16 protein-coding genes and 1 tRNA gene are annotated in these 16,719 nt (G+C 60.8%); 9 read left to right on the top strand and 8 right to left on the bottom strand.

What is annotated here, in order from left to right:
- Nucleotides 1-4: 4 nt before the first annotated feature.
- Nucleotides 5-81, bottom strand: a tRNA-His gene (locus GO499_RS10635).
- Nucleotides 82-186: 105 nt separating this feature from the next.
- Here GO499_RS10635 and GO499_RS10630 point away from each other — a divergent pair.
- Nucleotides 187-366 carry a DUF6324 family protein gene (locus GO499_RS10630; RefSeq protein ID WP_161862161.1) on the top strand — a complete coding sequence of 60 codons (180 nt, stop codon included), beginning with the start codon at nt 187-189 and terminating at the stop codon, nt 364-366.
- 13 nt (nt 367-379) lie between these two features.
- On the opposite strand, the gene GO499_RS10625 is transcribed toward GO499_RS10630, so the two are convergent.
- Both GO499_RS10625 and GO499_RS10620 read right to left on the bottom strand, forming a co-directional pair.
- Nucleotides 380-757: an MmcB family DNA repair protein gene (locus GO499_RS10625; RefSeq protein WP_348520772.1), complete on the bottom strand. Its 378-nt coding sequence runs from the start codon at nt 755-757 to the stop codon at nt 380-382.
- 114 nt (nt 758-871) lie between these two features.
- Nucleotides 872-3,100 carry a glycosyltransferase gene (locus GO499_RS10620; protein ID WP_161862160.1) on the bottom strand — a complete coding sequence of 743 codons (2,229 nt, stop codon included), beginning with the start codon at nt 3,098-3,100 and terminating at the stop codon, nt 872-874.
- 361 nt (nt 3,101-3,461) lie between these two features.
- Between GO499_RS10620 and GO499_RS10615 the strand changes: the two genes are divergently transcribed.
- The 5 genes from GO499_RS10615 to GO499_RS10595 all read left to right on the top strand — a co-directional run bounded on the left by GO499_RS10615 (nt 3,462) and on the right by GO499_RS10595 (nt 8,788).
- Complete coding sequence (locus GO499_RS10615; RefSeq protein ID WP_161862159.1) at nt 3,462-4,040, top strand: 5-formyltetrahydrofolate cyclo-ligase; 579 nt, start codon at nt 3,462-3,464, stop codon at nt 4,038-4,040.
- 52 nt (nt 4,041-4,092) lie between these two features.
- A complete protein-coding gene (locus GO499_RS10610; protein ID WP_161862158.1) occupies nt 4,093-4,911 on the top strand; it encodes a TIGR00282 family metallophosphoesterase in 819 nt (272 codons plus the stop codon).
- A 166-nt stretch (nt 4,912-5,077) separates the two neighbouring features.
- Nucleotides 5,078-6,796 (top strand): SLC13 family permease, encoded by a 1,719-nt coding sequence (locus tag GO499_RS10605; RefSeq protein ID WP_284154990.1) that lies wholly within the window; start codon nt 5,078-5,080, stop codon nt 6,794-6,796.
- An 80-nt stretch (nt 6,797-6,876) separates the two neighbouring features.
- Nucleotides 6,877-7,617 (top strand): YebC/PmpR family DNA-binding transcriptional regulator, encoded by a 741-nt coding sequence (locus GO499_RS10600; RefSeq protein ID WP_161862157.1) that lies wholly within the window; start codon nt 6,877-6,879, stop codon nt 7,615-7,617.
- A gap of 70 nt (nt 7,618-7,687) precedes the next feature.
- Nucleotides 7,688-8,788 carry a carboxylate-amine ligase gene (locus GO499_RS10595; protein ID WP_161862156.1) on the top strand — a complete coding sequence of 367 codons (1,101 nt, stop codon included), beginning with the start codon at nt 7,688-7,690 and terminating at the stop codon, nt 8,786-8,788.
- Nucleotides 8,789-8,847: 59 nt separating this feature from the next.
- Here GO499_RS10595 and GO499_RS10590 read toward each other — a convergent pair whose 3' ends face one another.
- The 3 genes from GO499_RS10590 to GO499_RS10580 form a co-directional block, all read right to left on the bottom strand.
- Nucleotides 8,848-9,612: a Bax inhibitor-1/YccA family protein gene (locus GO499_RS10590; RefSeq protein ID WP_161862155.1), complete on the bottom strand. Its 765-nt coding sequence runs from the start codon at nt 9,610-9,612 to the stop codon at nt 8,848-8,850.
- Between the two features lie 167 nt (nt 9,613-9,779).
- Nucleotides 9,780-12,329 carry an ABC transporter permease gene (locus tag GO499_RS10585; RefSeq protein WP_161862154.1) on the bottom strand — a complete coding sequence of 850 codons (2,550 nt, stop codon included), beginning with the start codon at nt 12,327-12,329 and terminating at the stop codon, nt 9,780-9,782.
- The gene (locus GO499_RS10580) at nt 12,326-13,027 is read right to left on the bottom strand and encodes an ABC transporter ATP-binding protein (protein ID WP_161862153.1); all 702 of its coding nucleotides are present in this window, start codon (nt 13,025-13,027) and stop codon (nt 12,326-12,328) included. The genes GO499_RS10585 and GO499_RS10580 overlap by 4 nt, the downstream gene beginning before the upstream one ends.
- Between GO499_RS10580 and GO499_RS10575 the strand changes: the two genes are divergently transcribed.
- Entirely contained in the window at nt 13,026-13,733 is a 708-nt protein-coding gene (locus GO499_RS10575; protein ID WP_161862152.1) for an arylesterase, read from the top strand. The genes GO499_RS10580 and GO499_RS10575 overlap by 2 nt on opposite strands.
- Before the next feature lie 84 nt (nt 13,734-13,817).
- Here GO499_RS10575 and GO499_RS10570 read toward each other — a convergent pair whose 3' ends face one another.
- A complete protein-coding gene (locus tag GO499_RS10570) occupies nt 13,818-14,045 on the bottom strand; it encodes a YjiS-like domain-containing protein (RefSeq protein WP_161862151.1) in 228 nt (75 codons plus the stop codon).
- A 141-nt stretch (nt 14,046-14,186) separates the two neighbouring features.
- On the opposite strand from GO499_RS10570, the gene GO499_RS10565 reads away from it, so the two are divergent.
- Nucleotides 14,187-15,059 (top strand): LysR family transcriptional regulator, encoded by an 873-nt coding sequence (locus GO499_RS10565; protein ID WP_161863928.1) that lies wholly within the window; start codon nt 14,187-14,189, stop codon nt 15,057-15,059.
- Between the two features lie 12 nt (nt 15,060-15,071).
- Here GO499_RS10565 and GO499_RS10560 read toward each other — a convergent pair whose 3' ends face one another.
- Nucleotides 15,072-16,037, bottom strand: a complete 966-nt coding sequence (locus GO499_RS10560) for an NADPH:quinone oxidoreductase family protein (RefSeq protein ID WP_161862150.1) — start codon at nt 16,035-16,037, stop codon at nt 15,072-15,074.
- Between the two features lie 132 nt (nt 16,038-16,169).
- On the opposite strand from GO499_RS10560, the gene GO499_RS10555 reads away from it, so the two are divergent.
- The gene (locus tag GO499_RS10555; RefSeq protein WP_161862149.1) at nt 16,170-16,703 is read left to right on the top strand and encodes an SRPBCC family protein; all 534 of its coding nucleotides are present in this window, start codon (nt 16,170-16,172) and stop codon (nt 16,701-16,703) included.
- Nucleotides 16,704-16,719 lie beyond the last annotated feature (16 nt).

Raw genomic sequence — 16,719 nt, 5'->3', positions numbered from 1 at the left:
GAGATGGTACCAGCTCCCCGGCTCGAACGGGGGACCTCTTGATCCACAATCAAGCGCTCTAACCAACTGAGCTAAGCCGGCACCGTAGGCGGGAGATACCGCCTCACAATTCTGATTGCAAGCCCTCGACGCTTGATCTTTTTCGCAGGCGTCTATACTGGCGTCGTGATCCTGGAGGCTTGAAAAATGGGCATCAACACCGAAACTTCGATCGAAACAGAATTGCAGATCGGGCCGACGACAGAAGGCATGGTTCGCATGTACATTCGTGGCAAGGGAATCGACCTACCCATGGATTTCGAGCCCGACGAGGCGGAGGAAATCGCAGAAGAACTGCGCGCTTCCGCCGCCAAGGCCCGTGGCTGACGGCACGTTCTGTTCAAGCCGGCCAGCCAGTGAAATCCGGATCCAACAGCCGCGACAGCCGCTGAGCTGCCGTTCTGCCAATCTTCAGTGTCAGTGATTTCCTTCGAGCCGCGTTCAGCTTGTGCAGCGGCGCTTCGCGTACGACCTCGGCACCGTAATAGTCCGCGACGATCAATCCTGTGTCCTCAGGCAGGAGCGACACAGGGAAGTCGCAATCCACTGCCCACAGGAAACGGTCACACCAGTCCCGGTAACCGGCCCATTTGCCGTCACTCTGATAGTCGGCCCGGCAGGACTTGCATTCCACGATCCAGATTTCACCATCGGGTGCCAGCGCGAGGACATCCACGCGCAAGCCCCGCGTCGGCACAAACTCCGTCAAGCAGGACATTCCCCGTTGCGTCAGATGTCGGGACACGCCACGTGCGAGTTGAAAGCCCGGTGCGAGGCTGATTTCTGGCGAAGCAAGCGACATAGGGTATTTGAACAATCCGCGAACATCACGTCAACAGGATTCGCTGTTGGCTACGGGTGGCCCGTGGCACCCGGCCATTTCCCGTTGCAGGAATCCGAGTTCTTCAAGACGCGCAGTGTAGCGTCGTGCCTGCATGTCCAAGGAGTATTCGAACTTCATCAGCGCCTTGCCGTCGGCGGCCCGCCGCCGGGCCGTCTCCGGAAAATCATCCACCTCTCTCATCCTGTGAGTGAGGTGCGCGTGGTCAATTTCCGCCCACCTGGCGCCGGGTGTCGGGAAAATCGCATGGTGTCTCGGCACCCGTTCCAGCGTGTAGGAAACAGGAAAGGCCGTCTGTTCCGTGCAGAAGTCGCGTGGTCCGGAATAGTCGGTGGAGATGACCGGAATACCGAGTGCCAGCGCAAATGAAGGAAAGTAACCAAAGCCTTCGGCGCGATGTGGCGACACCAGCGCATCGGCGCTGGCAATCAGGGCGCAAAGTTGCGGAAAGGGCAGACGGGCTGGTTGAAGGCGGATGCGCACGTCACGTCCTGCGATATCCTGGATCGTGGCGAGTTGCCCTTCCGGATCTCCCCAGTGGCCGGTTGGCAGAGGCGTTGACTTGATCAGCAGTTCCACGTCGCGCCGTCCGGGAAAGGCCGCCTGAAATGCACGGACGGCAGCGAGTGGGTTCTTGCGCGCCACGGAAGAATGCGCATCGAAGCACAGGAGGTACCGTTTGATCCCCGCGGCTTTCTGCCATTGTGAAGCAAGCCGCGGCAACGCACCACGGGGCAGCATCAGCGCCTTGCGCATCAACCTCACCTTGCCTTGGAACGCTGACTGATAGAGCCTCTGCGTGAACACTGACGGCACCCAGATTTCGTCCAGCATTTCCAGCGCCAGCCTGTGGGCTGCCGGCAACTGGTCGAACTCCCACAACAGGAAGCCTATGTGATATGGGGCATCGAACCTGTGACGGTTAAAGATCACCTCCGGTATCTGATCGGCGTTGTGATGATACAGCGCCACCGGCTGCGAAAGTTCCCTCGTGCCGCGCGGAAGGAACGGGTCGAGCTTGTCTTGGCAAACAAACCGCGTGGCGATCCCCGCCGTTTGAAAGGCCCTCGCGCTCATCCAGAAGTTCAGCGAAAGTCCCGTGGAAAGACTGGCGTCGCCGTGGAGGTGCAGGTGCGGGGGCAAGTGGCCCAACTTTCCGCGGCAGCTCATCAAGTGCGATCGGTCGATCACGTCAGATGCCCAGGACCGCTCGCACCATGGCTGTCTGAACGCAGCAAGCGTTGTCATGTGCCGACGATGCGCAAGCATCAGGATCATGTTCAGGTGCGTCAAGTTCTTCGCGTCGCCGCCGAGCCTTGCATTTAGTGGGTGGTCACTCGACTTCGTGAGGGCCGCCTCCAATTCACGGGCGACCGGGGACAGCGGACGGTCCATACCCTCCGGCCGAAGGTAGTCCAATACGTCCCGAGACGCCCGCCCTGCAACCTTCATGTGTGCGGTCAGTTGGCTTTGCCGCGGGTCGGACGGCAGCGGTGCGAGGCATTTCCGTATCGCCGCTGGTGCAAGGTCCTCTGCCGTCAGCAAATGTCGCCCGATCAGGCAGCGAAATTCGTCGCCAGACAACTGCTCCGCCCGTTCGACGCAAGCGGAGATCTCCGCTGCAAGGGCATCACGATCGTCCCGTCCCAGCGTATAAGCCGCCAGAGCACGTCGCACATGAGTGGGTGAAATCCGTTGCCCTTCCGGGCAGGCGCGCAGAATTTGTTGAAAACTGAGTTCCTCGGCGACGTGAATGGGAACAGGTTTCGGCCAGCGCCCGCCAAGCCCTGCCACCACTCCCGCAGGCGTGGCCGTGCCTGAATGGGCTTGGACGCGCGACCCACAGCAAAGGCGCATCAGTGCAAAAAATGCCAGTTCGAGCATCTTCTCAAACGCGGACGGCGCCCTCTGGCCAATGAACACAATCCTTCCGTCTTGTCGGATGAGGCGCAGAAGGCACGCAACGCGAAACAAGTGCGCCCGCCACTGCCGCAGGAAACCGGCCTGGGCCAATCCATGTGGTCGAAAGACACAACGCAGGTAGATCACGAGACACGTGCAGCCATCGTCGCGGGAGAGCTTTGCGTTCAGGTGCGCTTCACAAAAACTGCGCGGCCCGTAACCTATGAAGCGACTCGAAATGCCGATACGATCCAGCAATGTTGCAACCTGAGCCGCATGGCTGGAAACATTCGCTCCGGTCAGAGGGAAGTTGCCCACCAGCCAAACACACTTCGGCGGCGTGGATGGCGAGAATGATCGCGGCTGGGAAGATCGAAAACTCAGCATGGCCAAAATTTGCCGATAAACTGGTTAACCGGCGGTTTAGAACGCCGGCTCTATGCACCTTTAAAAGCCCGGCCGCTGCGCCTATATTGATCTTCGGCGGGTGCTGCTCTTCTCGACACGGGGACAACATCCTAGTGGCCTTAATCTTTCTTGAGGGAGCTGGCTCTGTGACTGGTCTTGGCCTATCGCATCTGGTGCCCACCTGGTTTTCCAGGCTCTCAAGGATAAGATTCCCCACCGGTCGCTGCGGGCCCGCTGCCTGGTCTTTCGGCACGAGGACCATTTCCCGGACATGACCGACGTACCCATTCCAATAAAGGAAGCGAAGACGGCTTGCCGCAAACGTGCTTTTGCCGATCGCGCCAGCCTCCACGGCCAGGTCTCTCCGGAAGCAGCGACGGCAGCGCTGGTCAGACAACTGAAGGAAATGCCCGGGCCGTCGATCATTGCCGGATACATGCCGATCCGGACCGAAATCAGCCCTCTTCCCGCACTGGAGGCATTGTCGCGTGAAGGTCACGTTGTCTGCATGCCGCAGGTAGTCGGTCCGGCCGCGCCTCTGAGATTCCTGCAATGGTCGCCGGAAGCCGAGATGGTGGAGGCGGAATTTGGCGTGGCTATCCCGAAAGATGCCGGGGAAGTTGTCCCCGATGTTCTCGTTGTGCCGCTGCTCGCGTTCGATACAGATCTTTACCGTATGGGCTACGGTGGCGGTTTCTATGACCGCACGATCGAAAAACTGGGCCGGGAAGGGCGCATTACGACTATCGGCTTCGCCTATGACGGCCAGCGCATCGAAGCAGTTCCGCACGAACCCACGGACCAGCAACTCGACGTTATCGTGACTGAGCGGGAAATCTACCACGCCTGACGCCACCAACTCCCGACTTGTCAAACCAGGCCGCGGCCTCTAGCAGACTTGCATGAGAATCTTGTTCCTCGGAGATATCGTCGGTCGTTCCGGCAGGTCCGCTGTGACAGAGCGATTGCCCGGCCTCCGCGATGAGTGGGGCCTCGATTTCGTCATCGTCAACGGAGAGAACGCCTCCGCCGGCATGGGTCTTTCCGGTGCTCACGCCAAACTGCTGCTGGAAGCGGGTATCGACTGCCTGACCTTGGGCGACCATGCGTTCGACCAGCGCGATATGATGACCTTTATAGAACAGGAATCCCGCATCGTTCGTCCGCTCAACTTCGCCAAATCCGCACCGGGCAAGGGCGCTCGTCTCTTCTCCACCCGTCGTGGCGGGAAGGTGTTGGTCGTGCAGGCACTTGGGCAGGTCTTCATGAAACGGGCCTTTGAGGATCCGTTCAGCACCGTCGAACAGGGTTTGCGTCTGGCTCCTCTCGGTGGTGCGGCGCAAGCGGTGATCGTGGATTTCCACGCCGAGGCGACGTCGGAGAAGATGGCCATGGGCCACTGGTGCGATGGCCGGGCAACACTGGTTGTCGGCACCCACACCCATGTTCCGACGGGTGATGCCCGCATCATGCCCGGCGGAACCGGTTACATGACGGATGCCGGAATGTGCGGCGACTACGAATCCGTGATCGGCATGGACAAGGCGGAGCCCATGACCAGGTTCGTGACCGGCATGGCGAAAGGCCGCTTCACCCCGGCTGCAGGAGAAGCCACACTTTCGGGCGTGCTGGTCGAAAGCGATGATCGCACCGGGCTGGCGAAAAGCATCAACCCCGTGCGTCTCGGCGGCAGGCTGGAGGAACTTTTGCCTCCACTGTAACAGTCATGAGCTGTTCGGGCACGATTAACGCACTTGAGGCCGGTAGCGTGATGCGTCATGCTGCCTACCGCGACTGGAAACTGCAGTGGAAGTCTGATCCCAATTGATTGATCTGATCCCTTTTGCGGAAGCGCAGGCTATCGTTACTCTCGCGGTGCTGTTGCTGATGCTCGTCCTCTTCGTGCGCGAAACGTACCCGACCGAAGTGACAGCGATGATCGGCGCGGCCGTGCTGCTGATTACCGGTGTCCTCGACATCGGTGATTTGTTGACGGTTTTCTCGAACCCCGCGCCTTGGACCATCGCGGCAATGTTCGTGATCTCCGGTGCGCTCGTTCGCACCGGTGCGCTGATGAACCTCACCGAATATGCGAGCAAGAACGCCGTCGATCATCCCGCGCTGGTACTGGGTATCTTCGCCGCGATCACCGTTGTCGCCTCTGCCTTCATCAACAACACCCCGGTTGTCGTGATGCTCATTCCCATCGCGGTTCAACTGGCAAAGAAGATCGACGTTTCCGTCTCCAAACTTCTGATCCCGCTGTCCTATGCGGCAATTCTCGGTGGCATCTGCACCCTTATCGGCACCTCGACCAACCTGCTCGTCGACGGTGTGGCGCGTGCAAACGGGCTGGAGCCTTTCACGCTGTTCGAGGTGACACCGCTCGGCCTCTGCCTTGTTGCCTTCGGGATGCTCTACATCCGCGTACTCGGTCCGCGCCTGCTGCCGGACAGGGAGACGATGGCCGACATCCTCTCCGACCGCAAGAAGATGCGTTATTTCACAGAGGTTGCCGTTCCCGATGGCTCCCCCATCATCGGGGAATTGGTATTTTCCGTGCCATTGTTCCAGCGTTCCGGCATTCGCGTGATCGATGTGTTGCGCAGCGATGAATCCATGCGTCGCCGCTTCCCGGACGTAACGATTCAGCAGGGCGACAGGATTGTCCTGCGTACGGAAGTCGGAGAACTGCTGGGGCTCAAGGAATCGGGAGACGTCAACATGGTGGACGCGCTGGCGTCGCGCTCCACGACGACGGTCGAGGCATTGATCTCTCCGGGCTGCCGTATGGTTGGCCGCTCACTCGGCTCGCTGCGCCTTCGTCGTCGCTACGGTGTCTATCCGCTGGCGGTTCATCGCCGGAATCAGAACATCGGCAGGCAACTCGACGATGTCGTGGTGCGCGTCGGCGACACTTTGCTGCTGGAGGGAACGAGCGAGGACATCCGCCGGCTGGCTGTGGATATGGAACTCGCTGACATCACGGAGCCCACGGCGCGCTCCTACCGTCGCACCCATGCGCCGCTGGTTTTCGGCGTATTTGCGGCCATCGTTATTCTTGCGGCCCTCGGCATTGCCTCCATCTTCGCCCTCGCATTCCTCGGCGTCGTCGCGGTGCTGCTCACCCGCAGCATCGATTCCGACGAAGCCTTCAACTTTGTCGATGGACACCTGCTGGCGCTGATCTTTTCGATGCTGACCGTCGGGGCGGCGCTGGAGAAATCCGGTGCCGTGGCGCTCATTGCCGACGCCGTCGCACCGGTGCTGGCCGATCTGCCACCGCCGCTGGTGGTCTGGGCAATCTACCTGCTGACCTCCGTTTTGACGGAGCTTGTCTCGAACAATGCCGTTGCCGTCGTCGTTACGCCCGTGGCCATCGGGCTGGCAGGCGCCCTCGGCATCGACCCGCGGCCGCTGGTCGTTGCCGTGATGGTTGCCGCTTCGGCCAGTTTCGCCACGCCGATCGGATATCAGACAAATACGCTGGTATATGGACCCGGCGGTTACAAGTTCACGGACTTCATGGTCATCGGAATTCCGCTAAACCTCAGCATCGGCATTCTCGCCAGCATTCTGATTCCCCTTTTCTGGCCACTAAACTGACCAGCGCCGAGGCATCTTGAAAGCCTTGCTGCTGCCGTCTTATAAGCAGCAAAACCGAAATCGAAAAAAGGATCTGCACAATGGCAGGGCACTCCAAATGGGCCAACATCCAGCACCGCAAGGGACGCCAGGATGCCGCAAGATCCAAACTGTTTTCCAAGCTTTCCAAGGAAATCACCGTCGCCGCCAAGATGGGCGATCCGGATCCGGACAAGAACCCGCGCCTGCGGCTTGCGGTGAAGGAAGCCAAGTCCCAGTCCGTGCCCAAGGACGTGATCGAGCGCGCGATCAAGAAAAGCCAGGGCGGTGATGCGGAAACCTATGATGAAATCCGCTACGAAGGCTACGGGCCGGAAGGTGTTGCCGTGATCGTCGAGGCGATGACCGACAACCGCAACCGCACGGCCTCCAATGTCCGCTCGATCTTCTCGAAATCCGGCGGCAACCTTGCCGAAACTGGCGCGGTGTCCTTCATGTTCGACCGCAAGGGCCTCGTCGTTTATCCGGCGGATGCCGGTGATGCTGACGACGTGATGATGGCCGCGATCGAGGCGGGGGCGGAGGATGTCGAATCTTCCGAGGATGGACACGAGATTTATTGCGATGCCAACGATCTGAACGAGGTCTCCAATGCGTTAGAAAGCGCACTTGGCGAAAGCGAGACGACCAAGTTGATCTGGAAACCCCAGACGACCACACCGCTGGATCTCGAGGGTGCGCAGAAACTGATGCGTCTGATCGAATCGCTTGAAGATGACGATGACGTCCAGAACGTGACCGCCAACTTCGACATTCCCGACGAAATCATGGAACAGCTCTGACAGGCTCGCCTTTCAAAGAGCGTGACATATCTTCCTGCCAGCGGTTAACATTTTGGTGGGGAGACAGAAAATGCCGGATCGGCCGCCACTCACGCTTGGCATAGAAGAAGAATACCTGATCGTCGATGTCGAGACACGCGAACTGGTGCGTGAACCGCATCCCGATTTTCTTAAAAAGTGCAAAAAGAAGATTGGTGACAGGGTTACCAACGAATTCCTGCAATGCCAGATAGAGGTCGGCACCCGTCCTCATGCCGTTGTCGGCGATGCGATTGCCGACCTGCGGGCGCTTCGCGATTGCGTTGCGAACACCGCGAAGCCTTTCGGTTACGCTCCGATTGCCGCCTCAACTCATCCGTTCAGCCGCTGGCGCCAGCAGACCAACACGAAAAAACCGCGCTATGAAGGCCTGAAATCCGACCTTGGTCAGGCCGTCCGGCGCATGCTGATCGGCGGTATGCATATTCACATCGGCATCGAGGACGATGACCTGCGCATCGATCTGATGAACCAGATGTCCTACTTCCTGCCCCATCTTCTGGCGCTGTCCTGCTCCTCGCCGTTCTGGGAAGGGGAGGATACAGGGCTGGCATCCTACCGCCTGACGGTATTCGATGCCCTGCCGAGGACGGGCCTGCCGGACATGCTGAACTCTCACGCTGAATACACCCGACTCGTGGAGCATCTGGTTGCATCAGAATGCATAGAGGACGCCACCAAGATCTGGTGGGATATCCGCCCATCCGACAAATTTCCAACCCTCGAACAGCGGGTTACAGATGTCTGTCCACGCCTGCGCGATGCGGCGGCAATCGCGGCACTCTACCAGTCGCTTATCGCCTATCTTTATCGGCTGAAGGCCCGAAACCAGCGTTGGCGAATCTATCCGCGCATCATGATCATGGAAAACCGCTGGCGGGCGCAGCGCTACGGAGCGCGGGGCAAGCTCGTGGATCACGGCCGCTCGCGCCTGACACCATTTGCGGAACTGATCGAGGAACTGATCGACCTCGTTTCGATGGAGAGCGAGGTGCTGGGATGCGCGGCTGAACTGCGCCACCTGCGGGAGATCGCCCGCACCGGCACGTCGTCGGACCGGCAGCGAGAAGCCTTCGAAGCCGGCGGCAGTACAGCCGTGGTGGACCAGCTTGTCGCCGAATTCAGGGAGTGACTCCCCAAACGAAAAAGGCCGCCCGATCAGGGCGGCCTTTCGTGTTCATTGTGCCGGGATCACTCGCGGTTGCCGAGGAACTGCAGCAGGAACATGAACAGGTTGATGAAGTCGAGGTACAGGCTCAGCGCGCCCATGATCGCGGCCTTGCCGAGATAGGCTTCGCCGCCCTGCGAACGCATCATCAGGTAGTCGTTCTTGATCTTCTGCGTGTCATAGGCTGTCAGACCCGCGAAGATCAGCACGCCCAGACCGGAAATTGCGAACATCACTGCCGGGCTCTGCAGGAAGATATTCACGATCGACGCCACGATCAGGCCGATCACGCCCATGATCAGGAACGAACCCCAGCCGGAGATGTCCTTCTTCGTCGTGTATCCCCACAGGCTTAGGCCGGCGAAGGCAATCGCGGTGATGAAGAACGTCTGCGCGATCGACATGCCGGTAAAGACGGCGAAGATCCAGGAAATGGACAGGCCCATCACAGCAGAGAAGCTGTAGAAGAAGAATTGAAGCGCGCTCTCGGACAGGCGGTTCACCATCGCGCCCATCGCGAAAACCATGACCAGCGGGGCGAACATGATCACCCAGCGCAGCGGTGAGAAGTAGATCGCTTCGATCATCGCTGCCGGGATCAGGCCCGTCGGACGATTGTTCACGAAGTTCGCGGCGTCTGTGCCGAAAACCCAAGCCACGGCACCGGTGACGACCATAGCGATCGACATCAGTCCGTAGACCTTGTTCATATGCGCACGCAGGCCGACATCGATCTCCGCTGTGCGGACCCCCGAGCCAGCGCGGCGAATGGTGCCAAACTCTGCCATCAAATTCCTCCATTGATTACGTCTTTCCCCGGAAACAGGCCCGGAGAACTCTAAAGTGATATTGGCATCTGGGCCGTGTTTTTCAAGGCTGTTTCCGCCCAATGGCAGTGTGCCGCAGCCAATATTCGCCCGTTAGGACACTTCAGCAGGCATGTTTGGCCCTGCTGTCAGTCCTTGGCCCGCAAAACGGATGCCGGGCGAAGGCTCAGTGGCCGCCAGGCGAACGCCAATCCGGCCAGCAGGCTGGCCAGCGCGCCACCCACCACGATGGCCACGGCAGAGACCGGTTCGAACCGGTAGGATTCCTCCATTACGAAGCGCATCACGCCCCAACTTGCTGCCATGCCGGCAAAAATCGCCACGAGGCCGGCGGCCCCTCCCAGCATCAGTGATCGCAGCGCAAAGCTGGTCAGTATCCGGGCACGCGTAGCCCCCACGGTCTTCAGCACTGCGGCTTCAAATACCCGCCGCCGTTCGCCCGCGGCGGCAGCGCCGATCAGCACCACGAAACCCGTCAGCAGGGTGGCGAGCGCGCCATAGCGGGTCGCTGCGGCAATGCCGTTGAGCGCTTCCGATACCCGGTTAATCGCGTCGCGCACGCGGATGGCCGTGATGTTCGGGTAGGCGTCGGCAAGATCGCCGAGAAGTGCGGCCTCGGTTTCCGGCTCCGAATAGACGGTAGCGATGTGCGAATGCGGCGCCCCCTGCAATGCGCCCGGATTCAGGATCATCAGAAAGTTGATCCCCATGTTCTGGAATTCGACCACGCGGAAACTGGTGATTTCGGCCGTCAGGTCGCGCCCCAGCACGTTGATCGTAACGCGGTCGCCGAGTTTCAGGCCCATCTCTTCGGCCTCTTCCTCGGCAAAGCTCATCACCGGCGGGCCGTCATATCCTTCTTCCCACCAGCTTCCGGACGTGATCTCCGCACCGTCCGGCGGTGTGGCTGCATAGGTGACGCCCCGGTCCCCGGAAAGCGCCCAGTGGCGCTCTCCGGTTTCGCGCATCACGTAGTCTCGCGCCGGCTCGTCGTTGATACGGGTGATGATGCCGCGCAGCATCGGCGCTGTCTCGATCCGGTCAGCCCGGCCGGTGCCCGTGGCAATTTCCTCGAAACCGGGCAGTTGTTCCGTCTGGATATCGAGAAAGAAGAACGCCGGAGCCACGCCGGGCAGTTCCTGGTTCATGACGTTGCGCAGGTTGCTGTCGATTTGCCCGATGGCGGCCAGCACCGTCAGCCCAAGCCCGATGGACAGCACCACACTGGTGGTTTCGCCACCGGGCCCGCCGACCGAGCCGAAAGCCAGCCGCAGCGCCGGATTTCCGCGCGAAAGCCGGCTGCGCGCCAGCTTGCGGGCGATTGACTGGATAAGCCGTGCCGCCAGTGCCAGAACCGCCAGTGATGCGACGATGCCGACGATCGACCAGGTTGCCAGAAAGGCGATTCCCGATGCCCAGATAGCCACGCCCGCCAGCAGAACGGCGAGCACAGCCGTGACGATCAGGTATACGGGCCGGGGCAGGGCATTCTGGGTGGCGGTCACGTCGCGAAACAACCCGGCGGCGCGGATATCGCGGGCACGGGCCAGTGGCCAGATGGTGAAGATCATCGCCGTCAGCAATCCGTAGAACCCCGCCTCCACCAGCGGCTGCCAGTAGAAACTGAATACCGCCGGGATCGGCAGCATCCCCGAAAGCACCGGTGCGAGCAGCACCGGAATGCCCGCACCGATCAACAGCCCCAGCGTCACCCCGACCGCCGCCAATACGCCGACCTGCAGCATGTAGATCGCGAAGATGGTCGCGCCGGTCGCGCCGAGGGTTTTCAGCGTAGCTATCGTCTCCGTTTTGCCGCCGAGATAGGTGCGCACTGCCGCCGAGACGCCGACGCCGCCAACGGCGAGGCCCGCGAGTCCGACAAGGACCAGAAACGAAGACAGCCGGTCGACGAACCGTGAAACGCCGGGCGTCCCGTTGCGGTTATCACGCCAGCGCAGGCCACTCTCACGGAACTGGTTAAGGGTCTGCCGACGCAATGCGGCGACGCTGATTTCGGGTGAAAGCTTCAGACGGTAAGAGGTATTGTACAGCGTCCCTGTCGACAGCAGGCCGGAACCATCAAGCGCTTCCGTGGACACGATGATCCGCGGTCCGAGGCTGAAGCCCGCGGTCACGCCGTCCGGCTCGCGAATGATCGCCGCCATCAGCCTGAAGTCCGTCTCTCCCAGTGTCACGACATCGCCAGCCTGCAGGCCCAGCCGATCGGTCAAGACCTTCTCGGCCACCATACCCGGAAGTCCCCCCGCACCTTCCAACGCCTGCCCGATCGGCATCGCGGGGTCCAACTGGACCTGCCCGTAAAGCGGATAGGCGTCGTCCACGCCCTTTACCTGCGCAAGGGCCCGCTTGCGCTCGCCGTCTACCTGCGTTGTCGCCATCGACCGGAAATCCACCACCTCGGACACGGCAATGGCATTGTCTTCCAGCCAGTCCCGTTCCGCCGGTTCCGCGAAGCGATATGTGAATCGCGCCTCCGCATCTCCACCAAGCAGCGCCGCGCCCTCCCGTTCCAGACCCTGCTGAATGGAAGTCCGGATCGTGCCTACGGCCGCAATCGCGGCGACACCAAGCGCGAGGCAAATCAACAGAATGCGAAAACCGGTGACTCCGCCGCGCAACTCACGAAACGCGATGCGCAGGACCGTGCGGATACTCATTCGGCCGCCTCGACCTTTTCATCCGCGTCACCGTCCAGGCTGCCGTCCCGCAGCCGGATGATCCTGTCACACCGTTTGGACAATTCGTGCGAATGGGTGACAAGTACAAGTGTGGAGCCGTGCCGGTCCCGCAGGTCGAACAGCAGCTTCATGATTGCCTCGCCGGTCGCACCGTCGAGGTTGCCGGTCGGCTCGTCCGCCAACAGAACGGCCGGGCGCGGTGCCGATGCGCGGGCGAGCGCGACACGTTGCTGCTCACCTCCCGACATCTGTGCCGGATAATGGTGCACCCGGTCTCCCAGCCCGACGGAGGCCAGTTCTGCCTCCGCCCGCTCGAAGGCATCGCGTCTGCCGGCCAGTTCCAGTGGCGTGGCCACGTTCTCCAGGGCCGTCATCGTCGGGATCAGGTGGAAAGACTGGAACACCACCCCCATATTATCCCTGCGAAAGCGGGCAAGATCGTCCTCGCCCAGATGGGTGATGTTGCGTCCGAGAACACTTACAGAACCGGATGTCGCCATTTCCAGCCCACCCATGACCATCAGCAGCGAGGATTTGCCGGAGCCAGACGGCCCGACGAGGCCCAGTGTCTCACCCTTGGGGACGCTGAGGGAGATGCCTTTCAGGATTTCCACTCGTCCGGCATTCCCATCCAGAGATAGAGTGACATCATCCAGCGCGATAACGGGAGCTTCCATGAAACGACAATCTCCGACACGGTCAAATTCTTCCGGCTACACAGGCGCATATGGTGCGCTGCGCAACAAGTGCAACCGATGGCTGGCCGCAATTGCCGTTTCAATTCTAGCGGTTTTTCCCGCAATGGCAGAGGAAACCGTCATCCTCGCGCTCGGCGACAGCCTGACACAGGGCTTCGGTCTGCCGGAAGAGGAGGGATTTGTGCCGCAGATGCAGGCATGGCTGCGCAACGAGGGCGCAGAAGTTCGGATCATAAATGGCGGCGTTTCCGGTGACACCTCGGCCGGCGGCCTGGCCCGCACCGCCTGGAGCCTCACACCTGAAGTGGAGGCTGTCATCGTCAACCTCGGGGCAAACGATATGCTTCGTGGGGTCGACCCGGCCGATACGCGCGCCAACATCGACGGAATTCTGACGACAATAGACGAAAAGGGCTTGCCAGTCCTGATCACGACCGTTCCGTCAGCCGGCAATTTCGGCGCCTATTACAAAAAGTCGTTCGACGCCGTGTTTCCAGAACTGGCGGAGCAGTATGGCGCTCTGCTCTATCCGAATTTCTTTGCGGCTCTGGGCGGTGAAAATCTCAGCGATGCAAGACAATGGATGCAGGGCGACGGCATCCATCCGAACGCTGAAGGTGTCGGAAAGATCGTGGAGGCGATGGGTCCCGCCGTCCTGGACCTCATAGACCTCGCGGCGGACTGACCGATCGCCTCAAGTCCGGCGCCAGATCGACGAACTTCCACTTGAAGTTCGCGGAATCGGCGCCGGACGTCCCCGACGCGGTCATTAGCGGAGCATCATGGAAGGCGCATTCCAGCGCGCAATTTCTCTGTGAACACCGGTGGCCTTGTCCGTAAGGCCGATATCCTCAAGTTCCCGAGCGGACATTTCCTGCAGCGCGATCCGAGCTTTATACCGGGCGTCCGCAGCCAGCAGCGCTGCGGCCATCCGCTGTAGCAGTGATTGTGATCCGGCCCGGTAGATGCGACCGTTGAGTGTTGATGTCTGAGCCATGACGACTGTCCTTTGTCGGTTCGGTTTCTTTCATGAAACGTGATGGATGTTTTGCTACCATCAAGGTTCTTGATGTATATTGCCCAGCTTGGTACATAAGACAAATGAATGATAAGACTGTTCACCATCAAGGAATTTGATATGCCGAGGAATCTGGATCTGACAGCCCTGCGTGCCTTCGTCACCGTGGCCGAGATGGGCGGCGTGACCCGTGCTGCGGGACAGCTCAACCTGACCCAGTCCGCAGTTTCCATGCAGCTCAAGCGGCTGGAGGAGAGCCTCGGCCAGCCGTTGCTGGATCGAACGCAGCGCGGGGTCAACCTGACGGCACAAGGAGAGCAGCTACTCTCCTACGGGCGGCGGATGCTGGCCCTGAACGACGAGGTCTGGGCCCGGATGGCCGGCGATGCCTACGAGGGTGAAATACGGTTCGGCGTACCGCACGACATCATCTACCCCTACGTTCCGAAGGTTCTGCAACGCTTTGCGGCGGAATATCCCAGAGTGCGGGTCGAACTGGTTTCATCCTTCACGAAGGGCCTCAAGGCGCAATATGCCCGTGGCGAGCTTGACGTGATCCTGACAACGGAGGTCGACTGCGAGCCGGAAGGCGAAACGCTGCTCACGCAACCCTTGCTCTGGGTCGGTGCCCCGGGCGGATCAGCCTGGCGCCACCGGCCCCTGAAACTCGCGTTCGAACGGGTATGCATTTTCCGCCTCGCGGTTCAGCAGGCCCTCGACGAGATGGGCATAGAATGGGACATGGTCGTGGAAAGCGACAGTTCACGCACGATAGATGCCACCGTCTCGGCCGACCTCGCCGTCCATGCGAACATCGCCGGCAACGCTGCGCCACACCTGCAGCAGATTGACCACGGAGGCACCCTGCCGCAACTGCCGGAATTCAAGATCAACATGTATCATGCTGGCAGATCGGACATGCCGCTGGTGACCGCGCTGGCCAGTTTCGTCCGTGATGCCTATCACCCGCATCTGCTGAAGGCCACAGGCTGACCGGTCCACACCCTACGCCTGCACATCGACTATGACTTTACCGGTGGCCTTGCGCGTCGAGATCAGGGTGAGAGCTTCATTGGCCTGCGCCAATGGAAGAACATGGCTCACATGCGGCTTCAATCGCCCCTGTTCGTAATAGTCGAATAGTCGGCGGAAACTGCGCGTCAGAACGCTGGGGCGCAGTTTCGCATAACCGCCCCAATAAAAGCCGATGACAGTGATGTTCTTGACGAGAATGATGTTGGCCGGGATCTGCGGGACCGTGCCGCTGGCAAACCCGATCGGCAGATAGCGGCCTTCGGGCCTGCAGGCGCGCAGCGCGGCGGTAAACTGTTCGCCGCCGACCGGGTCATAGACGACGTCCGCGCCGCCCAGTTCCTTGACCATCCCGCGAATGTCATCCGTTTCACTGTCGATCAGGTGGTCCGCTCCGGCTCCCGCGGCAACCTCCAGCTTGCCCGCGCCACGGGCGCAGGCGATCACCTCCGCACCCATGAGTTTTCCCAGTTCCACGGCTGTCAGTCCCACACCACCGGCTGCCCCCAGAACCAGCAACCGCTCGCCGGATTTAAGTTGCGCCTTGTCGTGCAGGGCAACATCGCTGGTGCCATATGCCACAAGGAAGGCCGCCGCCTCCGCGTCCGACATCGCATCAGGCACTGTCACGCAGGTCGCGGCCTTCAGAACCGCAAATTCGGCCAGTCCGCCGACACCGCCATAGGCAGCAACGCGCTGGCCAATACCCAGCCCCTCGACCCCAGCGCCCAACTCCCGGACCACGCCGCAGATTTCCATGCCCGGAGTGAAGGGCAGCTCAAACTTTTCCTGGTAAGTGCCCTTCTGGATCAGCGTGTCGCCGAAATTGATACCGCATGCCGCGATCTCGACCAGAACCTCGCCCGCTTTCGGCCGCGGCGGTGGCACCTCATCCAGTTGCAATGGGGCGCCCAGCTTGTGAATGCGCATTGCCCGCATAGTTCCGCTCCTTTTTCCGTTCTCAGGCTAGAGCCGCCTCGCCCCGGCTGAAAGCACGACACAGGGTCGGAGATTGCGTCAAAGCGACGCTCATGTCACTATTTGCAGGTGGTCTTTGCGGGGGTGTCGGCAATGCGGAGAATCAAGCGCGTCATCCTTGCTGTGTCCGTCATCGCCGCAGGCCTCATCTTGTTCGCCTACGCATTGCCCCGCGTTGTGTCAGCCAGCCGCTCGATCACCATCGCCGCATCGCCAGCAGAGATTTATCCGTATCTCGACAGCCTTCAAGCGTTCCACGAATGGTCCCCCTGGACGGAGCGTGACCCCGATATGGTCGTCAAATTTTCCGGCCCGGATCAGGGGGTTGGCAACCGGATGGAATGGGTCAGCGATCAGGACGACGTTGGCACCGGATCGCAGGAAATCATTGCAGCGGTCCCGGACGAACGCGTCGAGACCGCCCTCGATTTCGGACCGATGGGCACCGCAGATGCCGCCTGGCTTCTTCGCCCGGTCGACACGGGCACCGAGGTGGAGTGGACTTTCTCCACCGATCTCGGCCTCAATCCTGTCTGGCGCTACATGGGGCTGATGATGGAAGGCTGGGTCGGCGCGGATTACGAAAAGGGCCTGCAATCCCTGAAATCAAGGGTTGAAGGCTCCTGAGGCCGGTTGCCTTTTG

Source organism: Algicella marina, from assembly GCF_009931615.1.
GTDB classification, from domain to species: Bacteria; Pseudomonadota; Alphaproteobacteria; order Rhodobacterales; family Rhodobacteraceae; genus Algicella; species Algicella marina.
This window is presented reverse-complemented; position numbering and strand designations above follow the sequence as displayed.

Excerpts from the sequence above, each read along its gene's own strand:
- GO499_RS10615 (WP_161862159.1), top strand. The coding sequence starts at position 3,462 with ATGACCGACGTACCCATTCCAATAAAGGAAGCGAAGACGGCTTGCCGC.
- GO499_RS10585 (WP_161862154.1), bottom strand. The coding sequence starts at position 12,329 with ATGAGTATCCGCACGGTCCTGCGCATCGCGTTTCGTGAGTTGCGCGGC.
- GO499_RS10625 (WP_348520772.1), bottom strand. The coding sequence starts at position 757 with ATGTCCTGCTTGACGGAGTTTGTGCCGACGCGGGGCTTGCGCGTGGAT.
- GO499_RS10600 (WP_161862157.1), top strand. The coding sequence starts at position 6,877 with ATGGCAGGGCACTCCAAATGGGCCAACATCCAGCACCGCAAGGGACGC.
- GO499_RS10590 (WP_161862155.1), bottom strand. The coding sequence starts at position 9,612 with ATGGCAGAGTTTGGCACCATTCGCCGCGCTGGCTCGGGGGTCCGCACA.
- GO499_RS10605 (WP_284154990.1), top strand. The coding sequence starts at position 5,078 with ATGCTCGTCCTCTTCGTGCGCGAAACGTACCCGACCGAAGTGACAGCG.
- GO499_RS10595 (WP_161862156.1), top strand. The coding sequence starts at position 7,688 with ATGCCGGATCGGCCGCCACTCACGCTTGGCATAGAAGAAGAATACCTG.
- GO499_RS10580 (WP_161862153.1), bottom strand. The coding sequence starts at position 13,027 with ATGGAAGCTCCCGTTATCGCGCTGGATGATGTCACTCTATCTCTGGAT.
- GO499_RS10630 (WP_161862161.1), top strand. The coding sequence starts at position 187 with ATGGGCATCAACACCGAAACTTCGATCGAAACAGAATTGCAGATCGGG.
- GO499_RS10565 (WP_161863928.1), top strand. The coding sequence starts at position 14,187 with ATGCCGAGGAATCTGGATCTGACAGCCCTGCGTGCCTTCGTCACCGTG.
- GO499_RS10575 (WP_161862152.1), top strand. The coding sequence starts at position 13,026 with ATGAAACGACAATCTCCGACACGGTCAAATTCTTCCGGCTACACAGGC.
- GO499_RS10555 (WP_161862149.1), top strand. The coding sequence starts at position 16,170 with ATGCGGAGAATCAAGCGCGTCATCCTTGCTGTGTCCGTCATCGCCGCA.
- GO499_RS10610 (WP_161862158.1), top strand. The coding sequence starts at position 4,093 with ATGAGAATCTTGTTCCTCGGAGATATCGTCGGTCGTTCCGGCAGGTCC.
- GO499_RS10570 (WP_161862151.1), bottom strand. The coding sequence starts at position 14,045 with ATGGCTCAGACATCAACACTCAACGGTCGCATCTACCGGGCCGGATCA.
- GO499_RS10560 (WP_161862150.1), bottom strand. The coding sequence starts at position 16,037 with ATGCGGGCAATGCGCATTCACAAGCTGGGCGCCCCATTGCAACTGGAT.